Below are 14916 nucleotides of genomic sequence, written 5' to 3'. Positions count from 1 at the left end.
TCTCTCTGTCCTTCGTTAAAGGATGTTGCAAGTATGAATTTATGCAGCGGCGTCATTACCGTCTGAACTAGCCTTTTCTTCAAACAAGGAATGTTTTCCGTAGCTCACTTCTTTGTTTGGTAAAATCGCGTGCAACACGATACCTATTATTGTTGCTAGGGCCATTCCTGCAATTTGAACCGTATCTGACACTTGAATAAATGCTCCACCGATTCCAATGACAAGGATAACGGACGAAATGATTAAGTTGCGCTTTTCACCTAAGTTGATTTCATTATCAATCATCATCCGCAATCCTGAAGAAGCAATGATTCCGAATAAGAGAATGGAAACACCACCCATGACAGCTGTCGGAATTGTCGAAATGAGTGCGGAAAATTTCCCAATAAATCCGAAGAATATTGCCAACACTGCAGCTCCACCGATGACGAACACGCTAAATACTCGTGTAATCGCAAGAACTCCGATATTTTCTCCATATGTTGTATTGGGTGGACCTCCAATGAGTGAAGCAACGATTGTCGCGAGTCCATCTCCTAAAATAGAGCGATGCAAGCCTGGTTTTTTAATAAAATTTTTCCCAACAATTTTGCTAAGCACCATTTGGTCACCAATGTGTTCTGCAAGCGTCACGGCCGCCACAGGTACCATGATAAACAAAATCTCCCAAGAAAACTGTGGTGTATAGGAGACAAACGGGACGATAAAACCTGGTACTTCAAACCAGTTCGCTTCTCCGATTGGTGTCGTATCGATAAGTCCAACGGATAGAGCGACAAGATAACCTCCTATAATTCCAAACAAGATAGGTACAAGACCAAGAAATCCTTTTAGAAACATTGAGGCTAGAATTGTAATTCCTAATGTTACAAGGGCTACCATGAAGTGTGTGCTACTGTAAGCCTCAGTTGCTGGGTCATTCATCGCCATGTTAATCGCTACTGCTGCTAGCCCCAAACCGATAACCATAATAACAGGACCGACAACAATCGGTGGTAAAATCGCAAAAATCCATCTGACACCACTTGTTTTAATGAGAAGGGCAACAACCCCATAGACAAGTCCTGCAAAAAAGCTTCCTAACATCGCCCCTTCTGGCCCTCCAAGGGTTGTCGCTGCAATAACTGGTGCGATAAAGGCAAAGGATGAGCCTAAGTAAGCAGGGATTTGACCTTTTGTTACGAGTAAATAAGCAAGTGTTCCAAGTCCACTTGAAACGAGTGCCACCGCAGGACTCAATCCGACGAGAAAAGGAACCAAGATGGTTGCTCCAAACATCGCACATAGATGCTGCAAACTAAGAATGAACCATTTATCCCCTCGTGGAATTTCTTGAACGCCTACGTCTTTTTGTTGTGCTGCCATTTATACTCCTCCTAGCGTTGATTTCATCGTTGTCAAACAAAAAACCTCCTTGCCCTAGACAAAGAGGTTACACGTATTCTGTAGCAAATAGCACAGAAGGAGTGTACCTCTTAGCAGCCTCACGGGACTGGTTTAAAGAGGTAAGCTTATGAGGTTTTTTGCTGAATTGTTACTTCGTCCACATGATCGACTTCTTTTAGCTTTGCAACTATGATTTCACTTTTTGAAGTAGGAACATTTTTTCCTACGTAATCTGGTCGAATTGGTAGTTCCCGGTGTCCTCTGTCTATCAATACAGCCAATTGAATTTGCTCAGGTCGTCCCAAATCGATTAACGCATCCAATGCTGCCCGCACCGTTCTCCCTGTATAAAGGACATCGTCCACAAGAATGACCTTGCGATTTTTCACATCCACAGGTACATCGGTCCCTTGAATAATTGGCTCCTCTGTTTTTGACTTAACAGTTAAGTCATCACGGTAAAGAGTAATATCAATTTCACCGAAAGGAACCTTTTCTCCTTCAATTGCTTCAATTCGTTCCTGTAAGCGTTTGGCGAGATAAACTCCTCTTGTTTTAATGCCCACAAGTAAGCAATTATCGACACCTTTATTTCGTTCAATAATTTCATGGGCGATTCGTGTTGTTGCACGTCGTATAGCTTGTTCATCTAATATAATCCGTGACATGCGGTTTCACCTCCACAAGAAGATTGTCTCCTTTTACTCATTAAAAAACCCTTCTGTTTAGAGGCAGAAGGGTGAACATGCGCATAAGAAACCTACAATCACAAATAGGCGCTTCTATTCCTTCTCAGCCTCTCTGGACTGACGTTAAAGGAGAATCTCATATCTTGTTACTAGCAAGTATGACAAACTTCGCTACTCTTGTCAATCGTTTATTTTTTGAAGAGCCATAAGGAGCCCTTTCATATCTTCAGGCATCTCCACTTGAAACGCTAACTCTTCCCCTGTGCGTGGGTGGGTGAAGCCAAGTTCAGCGGCATGTAGGGCTTGACCACCAATTGGCAATGTTTTTCTCGGACCATATTTTGGATCGCCAGCTAGTGGAAAACCAATGTATTTCATATGCACGCGAATTTGGTGTGTTCGTCCCGTTTCCAAACGACATTCAACAAATGTGTATTCTTGAAAGCGCTCGAGCACAGAAAAGTGAGTAACAGCCTCGCGGCTATTTTCTTCTGTCACCGTCATACTTTGACGATCTTTCTTATCACGGCCAATTGGTGCGTCGATCGTTCCATGATCATGGGGAATGACTCCATGAACAATGGCTTGATAGACACGTTTCGTCGTTTTTGCTTTTAATTGATTGACAAGTGACTCATGGGCACGATCGTTTTTGGCAACCATCAAAAGCCCTGATGTGTCCTTATCAATGCGATGAACGATTCCTGGACGAATGACACCATTTATCCCTGATAAATCCTTACAATGATACATTAAACCATTAACAAGTGTACCTGACGAATGACCTGGTGCGGGATGAACGACCATTCCTCTTGGTTTGTTCACAACAATCACATCTTCATCCTCAAACACAATATCAAGAGGAATATTCTCGGGGACTACCTCGATTGGTTCTGGTTCCGGTATGATCAGCGTCAACAGGTCTCCTTCCTCAACTTTATAGTTGGACTTTACTGGCTTATGATTAACATGAAGATGACCTTCTTTTACCCATTGCTGGACTTGAGTCCGTGACCAGTTTTCATGTAACGATGTGACGAGCTTATCAATTCGTTCCTCTTTTTGGTCACTCGTAACGACCCATTCAAATTGCTGTTCCATTATTTTTTCTCCTTCTTTGCTTTCTCTTTCCGCTCATCAGAAAGAAGCTTCACAAATAATACTCCTACACCGATACAAAGTGCAGAATCCGCAACGTTAAAGATCGGAAAATTGTATGTAAAAATATACGTATTAATAAAATCGACGACTTCACCACGAAACACACGGTCAATAAAGTTCCCGATTGCACCACCCAAAACAAGTCCAAGTGCAGTACCAAAAAGACGATCGTATTTCGCTTCTTTTTCCATATAATAGACAATTCCGATGATCACAATAATGGTGACGATATAGAAAAACCACATTTGACCTTGTAAAATACCAAAAGCTGCCCCTTGATTACGATGGGATGTAATGTAAAGGAAATTTTCAATAATAGGGATTGATTCTGAAAGTTCCATATACGTTACGATGATCCACTTTGTTACTTGGTCAAGGATAATGATGATAACGGCTAAAAGGTAATACGGCAACGTTCTTCCTCCGATCTAAGCTTCTTTCCATACGTTAGCATTGTAGCATAAAAGTAGGGGGAGTGTCCCCCTACTTCGTGGCTGAATTATAACGAATCGTTTAAATAGTGGTCGTAATGAACATTGCGCTGGAAATCAACATGCTCCGCTCCGCGATATCCTTCAATCCCTGTGGACACAAAAGCTTCAAGTTCCTCAACATACCCTATTAGCTCGTCTTCATCATCAAGCGATGCATCCTCAAACGTCATATCATTTTCATTAAATCGAGCAACTGCTTGATACGCATCTTCGGCATCAAACTCTGTTTCTGCATCGTCATCATCATAGTGAAATTGCTCAAAGCCTGTAAGAACCTCTTCTTCCACAGGCCGGTGCTTCGGAAGGCGGCCATTTCCATATTCAACGATTGTACGCGCTGTCGGATTCGCCTCCAACCGTTCTAGAGGAATCGGCTTACCTGTCACTTCACACATTCCGTACGTTCCTTGCTCTATTTTTTCTAATGCGTAGGATACCTCTTCATACTCCCGCTCCATTTGCTCATACAAGGCAAGATCCTTTTCCCGTTCATATAGGTCTGTCGCTGTATCAGCTGGATGATTATCGTATTGTGAAAGCTCTCCCGTTGAAAAGGAAGCAGATGCTGACGGGGCTCGAACGTTTAATTCCCCCGCTTGCCTCATTCGATGTGCCAGTGCTTCTTTTCGATTTTGCAGCTGTTTTTGAATCTGATCATATTGACGCATCAAATCCCTCCCCCTTGAAAACACTACATTTGTGTAGTCTTTCCTCCTTAGTGTTTCCGAATCTCAAAGGCTTAGACAAAACAACATTTGTTAAATAAACGTAGATTACATTTCATTTCTTACCAAAAAAAAGAGGCCGTCGCATGACAGCCTCATGAAATGCTATGCATAATATTTAGTTACTGTTTCAGCACAATCTGCGCAAAGGGTTGGATGCTGTTCGTTTTTGCCAACCGTCGGGCTTACAACCCAACAGCGCTCACATGTCTCACCTTCTGCTTTTTTAACAACAATTGCAAGCTCATCAAATGTTTCCGCTGGCTCAGGGGCCTCTTGCTTGCTACCAGCAATGGTTACATTAGAGACGATAAATAGCTTTTCTAGACGGTCAACGCTTTCTAACAGCTCCCGAACCTTTCCATCTGGATAAAGAACAATCGCTGCTGTCAAGGATTTCCCAATTATCTTTTCATTCCGAGCATTTTCAAGAGCTTTCAGAACATCGTTACGAACGTTCATAAACGCATCCCATTTCTCTTCAAGAGACGTCACATCACCAAAGTTTTGTGCTTCCGGCATGTCAGTCAATTGGACGCTTTCTACTTCAATCCCAGGAATATAAGCCCATACTTCATCAGCTGTATGAGGGATAATCGGTGACAATAGCTTCGTTAAAGACACTAGCACGTCATACATGACCGTTTGAATTGCCCGACGATCAGGGTGGTCTGCATGCTCAATGTAAAGGGTGTCCTTGGCCAAATCCATATAAAAGGAACTTAATTCAATCGTGCAAAAGTTATGAATGGAGTGATAAACGCTTGAAAATTGATAAAGATTGTACGCTTCTTTTACATCATCAATTAAGCGGTTAAGCTTAACAAGCATGAATTTGTCCACACCAGATAAGGCATCTGTGGAAACACGATGAACACTTGGATCAAAATCATGTAGGTTCCCTAACAAGAAACGGAAGGTATTACGAATTTTACGGTACACTTCAGACACTTGCTTTAAAATTTTATCGGACACACGGACATCTGCTTGATAGTCAACAGAGGCCACCCATAAACGCAGAATATCTGCACCAAGCTGTTTCATCACATCATTTGGAATCACAACATTTCCAAGTGACTTACTCATTTTCCGCCCATCACCATCAAGAGCAAAGCCGTGACTTAACACCGCTTTATAAGGCGCCTTACCAGTCACAGCGACACTTGTTGATAAGGAGGAATTGAACCAGCCGCGATATTGATCTGATCCTTCTAAATACATATCTGCCGGACGCTGGAGCTCCTCTCGTTCCACTAACACAGATTGATGAGATGAACCTGAATCAAACCAGACATCCATAATGTCCATTTCACGGGTAAAAATACCATTAGGACTATGCTCAGATGTGAAGCCTTCAGGAAGCAAATCCTTCGTTTCACGCTCAAACCAGATGTTTGAACCATGCTCACGGAACAATTCAGACACATGATTAATCGTCTCATCCGTAATAATCGGTTCACCGTCTTCACCGTAGAAGACTGGAATCGGCACACCCCAGGCACGTTGACGAGAAATACACCAGTCACCTCGGTCACGAACCATATTGTACAAACGAGTCTCACCCCATGCTGGTAGCCACTCCACACTTTCTATTGCTGCGAGAAGCTCTTGACGGAAGTTTTCAATTGAAGCAAACCATTGAGCAGTAGCACGGTAAATCACTGGCTTTTTTGTCCGCCAATCATGAGCATAGGAGTGTGTAATAAAGGTTAATTTTAAGAGCGCCCCCACTTCATCTAGCTTTTCAGTGATTGGCTTATTAGCCTCATCATAAAACAGACCTTCAAAGCCTGGCGCCTCTTCTGTCATGTACCCTTTATCATCGACCGGACATAAAACATCGAGACCATATTTTTGACCAACAATGTAATCTTCTTCCCCATGACCAGGAGCTGTATGAACACATCCAGTACCAGCATCCAGCGTCACATGATCCCCTAACATCACAAGGGATTCCCGATCATAAAATGGATGCTTCGCCACAACATATTCGAGCTCTGACCCTTTTAACGTTTTGACAACTTCACCATTGTTCCATTCAAGCTCTGATTGTAGCTGTTCAAGCAATCCTGAAGCCACAACAAACGAATCATTATTTACTTTTACAACACTATACTCAAGATCAGGGTGCACCGCAATTCCTAAGTTTGCAGGAATGGTCCATGGGGTCGTTGTCCAAATGACAATTTTCACGCTTTCATCCAATACCCCTTTCCCATCTTTTACAGGAAAAGCAACATAAATGGATGGGGAGCGCTTATCATGATACTCAATTTCAGCTTCAGCTAAGGCAGACTCAGATGATGGAGACCAATAAACAGGCTTTTTCCCTTTGTAAATAAAACCTTTCTTTGCCATTTCTCCAAAGACTTTAATTTGCTGTGCTTCATATTCCTTATCAAGGGTCACATATGGATTCCACCAATCGCCTCGAACCCCTAAGCGCATAAATTGCTCTCGTTGTCTGTCAATTTGTTTACGCGCATACTCCTCACAAAGAACACGAAATTCAGCAACACTCATTGATTTGCGGTTGACTTTTCCAGATTTCGTTAATGCCGTTTCAATCGGCAATCCATGTGTATCCCAACCAGGAACATATGGAGCATGAAAACCGCTCATTGACTTGTAACGAACGATCATGTCTTTTAATACCTTATTCAAAGCATGACCAATATGGATGTCTCCGTTTGCATACGGGGGCCCGTCATGTAAAACAAATAGTGGCCTTCCTTCCGTTCTTTTTTGCACTTTTTCATAAATTTTTGACTCTTCCCATTTTGCTTGTATCTCTGGCTCGCGCTTCGGTAGGTTACCGCGCATTGGAAATTCAGTTTGCGGCATCAATAAGGTTTCTTTAAAGTCCATTTCTCAATATCCTCCTATATTTGTAATAAATGATAAGCACGTAAGTAAATAAAAAAGCCCTCTCTCCCTATAAAATAGGGACGAGAAGACTTACCCGTGGTACCACCCTAATGAATAATCGACATCCTATCGTTTATCCACTCCATCATTCGTTAACGTGAATGACACGTTGCAGTCTACTAGCAAAGCGTTCGGTGCAAAACTTAAGGGTGATCTTCTGCTTTTCGCTTCCAATCAGGCTCTCACCATCCCTGACTCGCTTTTGGAAGAGGTATAAAGCAGACTGTCCCTCTCAACGTCTTCATCATATTCCAAATTGTTTGTTGACATTATATGATAGGGGCAGAAAAAGCGCAAGTGTGTCCGTTTTAAACACGTTCTTCTTCTTGCTCTTCCATATCTTCTGTTACTTGATCCCAATCATCGCTTTGAAGCATTTCAAGCTGTGCTTCAATTAGCATTTTGAACCGCATTTTATAAACAGAGGCTTGTTTTTTTAGTTCCTCCATTTCAATCATGACCTTCCGGGATTTTGACAAGGCATCATTAATAATACGGTCAGCGTTCTTTTCCGCTTCTTTCACGATAAGCTGCGCTTCTTTTTGAGCATTCCGACGAACTTCTTCCGCTGTTTCTTGGGCGACTAAAATCGCTTTATGTAGCGTTTCTTCCATATTTTTGAAGTGTTCAAGCTTTTCATCTTGCTCCGTTACCTGTTCAAATAATTCCTTTTTTTCGCGAAGAACGGCTTCATAGTCTTTGATTACTTGATCAAGAAATTCATTGACCTCATCCTCATCATACCCACGAAAACCACGAGTAAATTCCTTATTATGAATATCTAATGGGGTTAAAGGCAACGCTGACACCTCCGTTATCATACTGTCATTTCCATTTTAATTATTATCGTTGTTTCGACATTGAAACAGAAAATCCTTCTTACACTATGTATCCATCGAAAACTAAAAAACCGCTATTGCATCCGTCCATACCGAATTCTTAGCTTATCTTTCTTCGTTATTCCTTCGATGGCAAGCAGCTTACTACGTCCATAGCCTCGAACAGAAAGATGGTCTCCTTCTTTCAACAAGAAAGAGCTATGTTCAATTAACTTCCAATTTACTTTAACAAGTCCTCTTTCAATGGCAAGCGTAGCTTTTGACCGAGAAAGCCTGTACACCTCGCTCATAACAGCATCTAAGCGAAGTGAAGAAACTGTAGACGTTTGTTCCTCCCAGTGCTCTTTTGACCGAATGATTGTATGAAATGGCTGCTTCATGAGCTTAACCTTCGCACGACCGACGGTATCTAGGTTCCATTCAACATAATCAGCAATTTCGCTAGCAACCACCAATTGAACGATTTCTTCGTCAATCATAATGTCACCAAATTTTTCTCTTTTCACGCCTAAATTCATGAGAGCTCCGAGAACGTCACGATGTTCGACCTTGACAAATTTACTCGGATATTCAAGCTGAAAGAGCGTCAAGCCAAAATCAGATTCTGCCGGTTCTACGTAAGGAGGAAAGAGACAGGCACGCTTTCGTTCGGATTCGGAATGCCCGCCCCAAAGAGAAAGGTGGACATTTTCATCCTCCCCAATCACACTTTGAACAATCTCCTGCTCTCGCGGGTCTAAAAAATCTGAACGCTTTAACTGATACTGTAATGCAACGTCTGCTTTCCATTCAAGCACCTGATCGATAAAGGGCCGTTCTTCTTCCCGAAAATGTTGATAAATACTCATGCAATGCTACCTTCCTCTTAAAAGAAAATGGCTGCTACACCCATCCGCGCAAAATACAGCGTAAAAATTGCCACAATTGGAGAAAGGTCAATCATCCCAAGTGGGGGAATCAATCGTCTGAATGGGGAAAGATAGGGTTCTACAACCGATCCTAAAAATTGACCAAAGCTTGATTCTCTTGCGTTCGGAAACCATGACATCAAAATATATGCGATAATCATGTACGAATAAACTGTAATCGCTAGTAAAATAAGGTTACCAATCATTGCCATAAACATGTCACCACCTTCAACTGAATCCTATGAATCATACGACTCCTGCATCACCACACTAATCGTCCCTGATACATCAACATTGTCAGGAGTACAAAGGAAAATATTAACACCTAGCTTTTGAATATCTCCTCCTATAGCATACACTGTTCCACTTAAAAAATCGACCACACGTTTTGCTTGTTCATTTGAAATCCGTTGCAAATTAATAATCACCGCTTTTCGATTTTTTAAATGGTCAGCAATATCCTGCGCTTCATCATACGTACGCGGTTCAAGCAAAATAACCTTTGCACTCTTTTGTACACTTTGTAAACTAACGATATTTTGGTTTTGCTGCTTAGCATCGCTCCTTGAGCGGCGTTTTGGTTCGTCCGCTCCCTCTACCGTTTGATCATCAACGATTTCTTCAAATTCTTGAACTTCATCCTCTAGTTCAAAAAAACGCTTAAATCTTGATTTCATCCCCATTTTTTCTTACCTCCTTTTAACTAAAAACTACAATTCTCTCCCAACAAGTGAGGAACCGATTCGTACAAACGTTGCACCCTCTTCTACGGCCACAACGAAATCATTTGACATCCCCATTGAAAGCTCATGACATGGGGCATGAGAAAACTGATGTTGTTGAATCTCATCTCGAAGCTCACGAAGCTTTCGAAAAAAAGGTCTCGTTTCTTCAGGATCCTCAACGAAGGGCGCCATCGTCATTAAGCCAACGACTTCAATAGCTGGAAATTTTGCCAACTCCCGAACAAAGGATTCTACTTCAGCCGGCTCCAATCCCGATTTAGACTCCTCCCCTGAAACATTTACTTGAATAAAACAACGAACAGCTTGTCCACCCGCCCGTTTATTCAGTTCCTCTGCTAAGGAAAGGCGGTCGAGAGAATGAATATAATCAAAAGAACCAATCATTTTCTTCACTTTCTTTGATTGCAATGACCCGATAAAATGCCAAATTCCCTCTGTGCCAAAAGCATTTCGCTTTTCTACGCCACCTTCAACACGATTTTCTCCGAAATGCTGAACACCAGCTGCTAATGCTTCCCTTGTTCTTTCTTCTGTTACATATTTCGTTACAGCAACAATGCGAACGTCTTTCGGATCACGCCCTACCCGTTCACACGCTTCTGTAATTTGTTGTTCAATGTTAGCTAAATTCTCTTTCACACTCAAAAAGATTGCCCCTTTCTCGGAACCAGTCCAATAAAACTCATCATTCGACCGGTTTTTCCACCCTCATACCGATGGGAAAAAAATGATTCATGTGAGGCAGTACAATAGCTAGAAACAAGGATATGCTCTTTTCGTACTCCAGCTGCCTCAAGTAACTGAGCATTCAATGTTTTTAAGTCAAGCTGGTAACGACCACGTTCATTTTTTAAATAAGGCTGCTCTCCTAAAGAGCTCGACCATACCTTTTCTACTTCTTCAATCACACGCTCATCAACTTCATATGCTGCCTGACTGATCGAGGGGCCGATTGCCACTCGAACAGATTCAGGGTTCACCTTCTCTTGTTTGTACCAAGTCCTAATAACCGTTCCACCGATGTCAGCGACCGTCCCTTTCCAACCAGCGTGGGCCAATCCGATAAGAGAATGGTCTGGCGCATAAAAATAGAGAGGGACACAATCAGCGTAGAGACTTCCAAGAAGTAGGCCTGTTTCATGAGTATAAATTCCATCCTTCCCTTGGATGGCCGAATCAAGTTCCCTTGCACCTGCTCCTTTATCCTTTTCCGAAACAGATTCAATCTCGCCTCCATGTATTTGTTCTGCAACAATCCAATGGTTTAATGGGATTGTAAGTTCATCAGCAAGACGCTCACGGTTTTTTATGACATCTTCCTTCTTATCCCCGACGTGTAAGCCAAGATTCAGGGAATCAAAAGGTGCATGACTGACGCCACCAAACCTTGTTGAGAACCCAACAACAATGGACGGGTGTAGCTTTTTCCATGGTGAAAGCTCATAATAACGGGTAGAAACTTGCTCAAAAGGCTCCTTCACTTCAATCACGTCCTTCTGTCTACAAAAATCCACTTTAGCCACCGGACATAATTCTTACGGTTTCGTTGGATATCAGCAAGATTTTACTCCATTTTAACATATTTTTCACATCGTAAGAAACGACTTTATTCCCATTACATCCTCCTTCTTCCCATTCCAATTGCCCCCTTATATCTCCAAAGACATTTCACCTTTGTCGTTTTTCTTTAATGGCGGTTATTGTCGTCATTTTGATGAAATGAAGCCCTTCTTGGCTGCATCGTATCGGGAACTTCCACCAGTATGACATCAGAACCAATTTTCACAATGTTTTTCCACGGAATCACCACTTCCTCATCTTTTCCAAATAACCCCATTACTCGTCCGGTCCCGCCAATGACAAGCGCTCCTATTTTTCCGGTTGTTAACTGTATATCTAAATCTGTGATTGTTCCAAGTCGTTTGCCATTCTCCATATTCACAATATCCTTTGCTTGTAAATCAGAAATTTTCATCATTGCACATGCCACCTTCCTCTTAAGGGACTTCCCTTCATTATATGAGCAAGATGGTTCCATTTATGAATCGATTACAAGGACAGGAAACTTGTACGGATGTCAGCTGTGAAAAATCCTTCTTTTTTTATACAGCAAAAAGCTGCCCACAAAGGACAGCTTATCTTTTTATTAATGATGGGCCCGCTTATTCATTTGCTGAATCGCTGCTTTTTCTAAACGTGACACTTGAGCTTGGGAAATCCCGATTTCGTCAGCCACTTCCATTTGTGTTTTTCCTTGAAAAAAACGCATGTTTAAAATTAACTTCTCACGGTCATTTAAACGAATCATCGCTTCTTTGAGCGCAATCTCTTCAACCCAGTGGACGTCTTTATTCCGATCATCGCTAATTTGGTCCATGACATAAATCGGGTCTCCCCCATCGTTATAAATCGGTTCAAAAAGGGAAACAGGATCTTGAATTGCGTCAAGAGCAAACACGACATCCTCTTTTGGAACTTCTAGCACCTTGGCGATCTCCTGAACAGTCGGTTCATGCTCTCGATTTTTCTCTGACATCAGTTGATCCCGTACTTGAAGGGCTTTGTATGCAATGTCTCGCAGGGATCTAGAGACACGGATCGGATTATTATCGCGTAAATACCGACGGATTTCACCGATAATCATTGGCACGGCATATGTGGAAAATTTTACATTTTGACCTAAATCAAAGTTATCAATGGACTTCATTAATCCAATACATCCTACTTGAAATAAATCATCAACGTACTCTCCACGATTATTAAAACGTTGAATGACACTCAATACGAGACGGAGATTCCCATTGACAAGCGTTTCTCTTGCACTTAAATCTCCACTTTGAAGCTTTGTAAACAGCTCACGCATTTCTTGATTTTTTAACACAGGAAGCTTTGATGTATCCACACCGCAAATCTCTACCTTATTTCGTGTCAACGCTTTCCCTCCTAACACCGGAGATAATGTCAAGTAAAGTATCTCCTTAGGTGGGGAAAATATGCACAAGTTAAGAGGTGTGTTATTCCTTTTAATCCTGAACCTTTTCGTGCCAACGTTTCCACAATTAAAGATTAAGTTTTCACGCTTTTTACACCATTTTATTAAATTCTTTCTGGAGACGTTTAATGATTCGCTTTTCCAAGCGTGAAATATACGACTGAGAAATACCAAGGAGATCAGCAACATCCTTTTGAGTTTTCTCTTCGCCTCCAGCAAGTCCAAAACGCAATTCCATGATTTGTTTTTCCCGATCATTTAATGTATGTAGCGCTTTGACGAGTAACTTTCGATCAACTTTTTTCTCAATGCCTTTCGTAATAATGTCTTCCTCTGTCCCTAACACATCTGAAAGAAGCAGCTCGTTCCCATCCCAATCAATGTTTAGTGGCTCGTCAAACGAAACCTCTGAACGAATTTTGTTGTTCCGTCTTAAGTACATTAAAATTTCATTTTCAATGCATCGTGACGCATAGGTTGCCAGTTTTATTTTTTTTTCAGGGTTAAATGTGTTGACTGCTTTTATGAGTCCAATTGTTCCAATACTAATTAAATCTTCAATGTTAATCCCTGTATTTTCAAATTTCCTAGCGATATAGACGACAAGTCGGAGGTTCCGTTCGATCAACATTGAACGGACAGCTTTATCACCACTAGGAAGCTTTTTCAACAGGTGAGCTTCCTCTTCTTTCGAAAGAGGCGGAGGCAAGGCTTCACTTCCCCCTATATAATAAATTTCATCTGCTTTCATGCCTAGTCGATACATGATCCGGTACCAAAATAACGTTGCTTTTAATTTTAACATCGTCTTCCTCCTTACATCTCATAAGATTACGCTAATTTCACTTTTTTCGATTGCAGGAGCATCTTAGGATGGATGATGCAGTCATACACGCCTTCTGGAGAGAGTTCTTTTTCATTTAAACCAACAAGCACCTTCTGTATTTCGTGTACTTCGTCCTTATATGTGATTTTTACATAGTCAGGCTTGATTGCGGATAGGAAACGCTGACTTTGACCTACGACACGATAAGGAACGAGCTTCAAACGATGAAGTAACCTCTCATCAAGCACTTGCTCCATTCCAAATGACTCAACATTAAGAATTTGGATGATATCCTTTTCTGAAAAAATGGGGTTTAACAACTGAACATTCACGATCATCACAGGAGTTTTCGTTAATGGATCTTGAAGTTGATTCCCACTATCTATCAAACCGTTAACTTGAACGGTCATTCCATCAATCCCAATTTCCACCTTGACGATTTGTTCATATTGAATTTGTTTATACTCAATTGTTTCAAATCGTTTTTTTGAAAAATACCATACAAGAGGAAAACCAATCATGACAAAAATCCAGCTAACCCCAGTGCCGAAGCTTACTGAATGTGAAAAAGGGAGCGCATGATAAAAAGGGAGTTCAGTCTGCCAAAAAAAGTGCATCGCGAACAAGCCTCCACCTGTCATAAAGGTAACGAAGTAAAACATGAAGAGACCTTGAAAAAAATACGATGTCCGTTTAAAACCAAAGGCAATCCACACAATGATTGCTGAATAAAGAGCCTTCAACCAAATTTGCGAAAATAAATACGCATACGGAGTGAACATAAAAACAATAATCATCGAAGCGAATAACGCCGCCCCAATGAAGCGAAAATGATGAAATGGCCTTTTTAATACAATAGCTGTCAAGGCAATTAATAAATAGTCAATGCATAGGTTCAAAAACCATATGACGTCAACGTATAATGTCATTCCAACCCTCTCATTTGATTTGATTGAAACAAGTATAGAACAGTTTTTACTAGAAAGTCTGTCAGTTTTTGACGACAATCTAGCAGTTATTTTGAAAGAATTTCACATTTCTTGTCTAGCTAATTGAGCGGGAAATAGGAAGGAAGAATAATAAATTAATTGAGGGAAGCTGTAAAAGACAACAGACAACCGAGCTAGATAAAGCACAAGGCGCTATTTAACAGTAAAAAGTGCTGAAGCCAAACATCATCGAATGGATTATTTTTTATTCTCATAAAATAAAACCTACCAAA

16 protein-coding genes and 1 other annotated feature are annotated in these 14916 nt (G+C 41.3%); all 16 genes read right to left on the bottom strand.

Annotated features, from left to right (window positions below; translation table 11 throughout):
- Positions 1 to 39: 39 nt before the first annotated feature.
- The 16 genes from BLT_RS0107830 to spoIIGA all read right to left on the bottom strand — a co-directional run bounded on the left by BLT_RS0107830 (position 40) and on the right by spoIIGA (position 14623).
- Complete coding sequence (locus tag BLT_RS0107830; protein WP_017727232.1) at positions 40 to 1365, bottom strand: solute carrier family 23 protein; 1326 nt, start codon at positions 1363 to 1365, stop codon at positions 40 to 42.
- Between the two features lie 146 nt (positions 1366 to 1511).
- On the bottom strand, positions 1512 to 2054 hold the full coding sequence (gene pyrR / locus BLT_RS0107825) for a bifunctional pyr operon transcriptional regulator/uracil phosphoribosyltransferase PyrR (RefSeq protein WP_017727231.1): 543 nt from the start codon (positions 2052 to 2054) through the stop codon (positions 1512 to 1514).
- Between the two features lie 201 nt (positions 2055 to 2255).
- On the bottom strand, positions 2256 to 3176 hold the full coding sequence (locus tag BLT_RS0107820; RefSeq protein ID WP_017727230.1) for an RluA family pseudouridine synthase: 921 nt from the start codon (positions 3174 to 3176) through the stop codon (positions 2256 to 2258).
- Entirely contained in the window at positions 3176 to 3649 is a 474-nt protein-coding gene (gene lspA, locus BLT_RS0107815) for a signal peptidase II (protein ID WP_017727229.1), read from the bottom strand. The genes BLT_RS0107820 and lspA overlap by 1 nt, the downstream gene beginning before the upstream one ends.
- A gap of 86 nt (positions 3650 to 3735) precedes the next feature.
- Positions 3736 to 4398 (bottom strand): TraR/DksA C4-type zinc finger protein, encoded by a 663-nt coding sequence (locus BLT_RS21625; RefSeq protein ID WP_017727228.1) that lies wholly within the window; start codon positions 4396 to 4398, stop codon positions 3736 to 3738.
- 162 nt (positions 4399 to 4560) lie between these two features.
- Positions 4561 to 7323, bottom strand: coding sequence for an isoleucine--tRNA ligase (gene ileS, locus BLT_RS0107805; protein WP_017727227.1), 2763 nt, complete (start codon positions 7321 to 7323; stop codon positions 4561 to 4563).
- A 73-nt stretch (positions 7324 to 7396) separates the two neighbouring features.
- Positions 7397 to 7628, bottom strand: a binding site (T-box leader).
- A gap of 63 nt (positions 7629 to 7691) precedes the next feature.
- Positions 7692 to 8183 carry a DivIVA domain-containing protein gene (locus tag BLT_RS0107800; RefSeq protein ID WP_017727226.1) on the bottom strand — a complete coding sequence of 164 codons (492 nt, stop codon included), beginning with the start codon at positions 8181 to 8183 and terminating at the stop codon, positions 7692 to 7694.
- A gap of 113 nt (positions 8184 to 8296) precedes the next feature.
- The gene (locus tag BLT_RS0107795; protein ID WP_017727225.1) at positions 8297 to 9070 is read right to left on the bottom strand and encodes a YlmH family RNA-binding protein; all 774 of its coding nucleotides are present in this window, start codon (positions 9068 to 9070) and stop codon (positions 8297 to 8299) included.
- A gap of 17 nt (positions 9071 to 9087) precedes the next feature.
- On the bottom strand, positions 9088 to 9342 hold the full coding sequence (locus tag BLT_RS0107790; RefSeq protein WP_017727224.1) for a YggT family protein: 255 nt from the start codon (positions 9340 to 9342) through the stop codon (positions 9088 to 9090).
- A 27-nt stretch (positions 9343 to 9369) separates the two neighbouring features.
- Positions 9370 to 9813: a cell division protein SepF gene (locus tag BLT_RS0107785; protein WP_017727223.1), complete on the bottom strand. Its 444-nt coding sequence runs from the start codon at positions 9811 to 9813 to the stop codon at positions 9370 to 9372.
- Between the two features lie 27 nt (positions 9814 to 9840).
- Positions 9841 to 10521, bottom strand: a complete 681-nt coding sequence (locus tag BLT_RS0107780) for a YggS family pyridoxal phosphate-dependent enzyme (protein ID WP_017727222.1) — start codon at positions 10519 to 10521, stop codon at positions 9841 to 9843.
- Entirely contained in the window at positions 10518 to 11357 is an 840-nt protein-coding gene (gene pgeF, locus BLT_RS0107775) for a peptidoglycan editing factor PgeF (protein ID WP_026105031.1), read from the bottom strand. Before pgeF ends, BLT_RS0107780 begins: the two co-directional genes overlap by 4 nt.
- Positions 11358 to 11563: 206 nt before the next feature.
- Complete coding sequence (locus BLT_RS21620; RefSeq protein ID WP_017727220.1) at positions 11564 to 11854, bottom strand: YlmC/YmxH family sporulation protein; 291 nt, start codon at positions 11852 to 11854, stop codon at positions 11564 to 11566.
- Positions 11855 to 12022: 168 nt separating this feature from the next.
- Positions 12023 to 12841, bottom strand: a complete 819-nt coding sequence (gene sigG, locus BLT_RS0107765; RefSeq protein WP_017727219.1) for an RNA polymerase sporulation sigma factor SigG — start codon at positions 12839 to 12841, stop codon at positions 12023 to 12025.
- A gap of 118 nt (positions 12842 to 12959) precedes the next feature.
- Positions 12960 to 13673 carry an RNA polymerase sporulation sigma factor SigE gene (sigE, locus tag BLT_RS0107760; protein ID WP_017727218.1) on the bottom strand — a complete coding sequence of 238 codons (714 nt, stop codon included), beginning with the start codon at positions 13671 to 13673 and terminating at the stop codon, positions 12960 to 12962.
- Between the two features lie 26 nt (positions 13674 to 13699).
- On the bottom strand, positions 13700 to 14623 hold the full coding sequence (spoIIGA, locus tag BLT_RS0107755) for a sigma-E processing peptidase SpoIIGA (RefSeq protein ID WP_017727217.1): 924 nt from the start codon (positions 14621 to 14623) through the stop codon (positions 13700 to 13702).
- Between the last annotated feature and the right edge of the window lie 293 nt (positions 14624 to 14916).

Source organism: Halalkalibacterium ligniniphilum (assembly GCF_000334155.1).
Classification (GTDB): domain Bacteria; phylum Bacillota; class Bacilli; order Bacillales; family Bacillaceae_D; genus Halalkalibacterium; species Halalkalibacterium ligniniphilum.
This window is presented reverse-complemented; position numbering and strand designations above follow the sequence as displayed.

Bases quoted from the DNA above. Each gene is read 5' to 3' on its own strand.
- BLT_RS0107830 (WP_017727232.1), bottom strand. From the start codon at position 1,365: ATGGCAGCACAACAAAAAGACGTAGGCGTTCAAGAAATTCCACGAGGG.
- spoIIGA (WP_017727217.1), bottom strand. From the start codon at position 14,623: ATGACATTATACGTTGACGTCATATGGTTTTTGAACCTATGCATTGAC.
- ileS (WP_017727227.1), bottom strand. From the start codon at position 7,323: ATGGACTTTAAAGAAACCTTATTGATGCCGCAAACTGAATTTCCAATG.
- BLT_RS21620 (WP_017727220.1), bottom strand. From the start codon at position 11,854: ATGATGAAAATTTCTGATTTACAAGCAAAGGATATTGTGAATATGGAG.
- pyrR (WP_017727231.1), bottom strand. From the start codon at position 2,054: ATGTCACGGATTATATTAGATGAACAAGCTATACGACGTGCAACAACA.
- BLT_RS0107795 (WP_017727225.1), bottom strand. From the start codon at position 9,070: ATGAGTATTTATCAACATTTTCGGGAAGAAGAACGGCCCTTTATCGAT.
- BLT_RS0107820 (WP_017727230.1), bottom strand. From the start codon at position 3,176: ATGGAACAGCAATTTGAATGGGTCGTTACGAGTGACCAAAAAGAGGAA.
- BLT_RS0107790 (WP_017727224.1), bottom strand. From the start codon at position 9,342: ATGGCAATGATTGGTAACCTTATTTTACTAGCGATTACAGTTTATTCG.
- sigE (WP_017727218.1), bottom strand. From the start codon at position 13,673: ATGTTAAAATTAAAAGCAACGTTATTTTGGTACCGGATCATGTATCGA.
- BLT_RS0107785 (WP_017727223.1), bottom strand. From the start codon at position 9,813: ATGGGGATGAAATCAAGATTTAAGCGTTTTTTTGAACTAGAGGATGAA.
- BLT_RS21625 (WP_017727228.1), bottom strand. From the start codon at position 4,398: ATGCGTCAATATGATCAGATTCAAAAACAGCTGCAAAATCGAAAAGAA.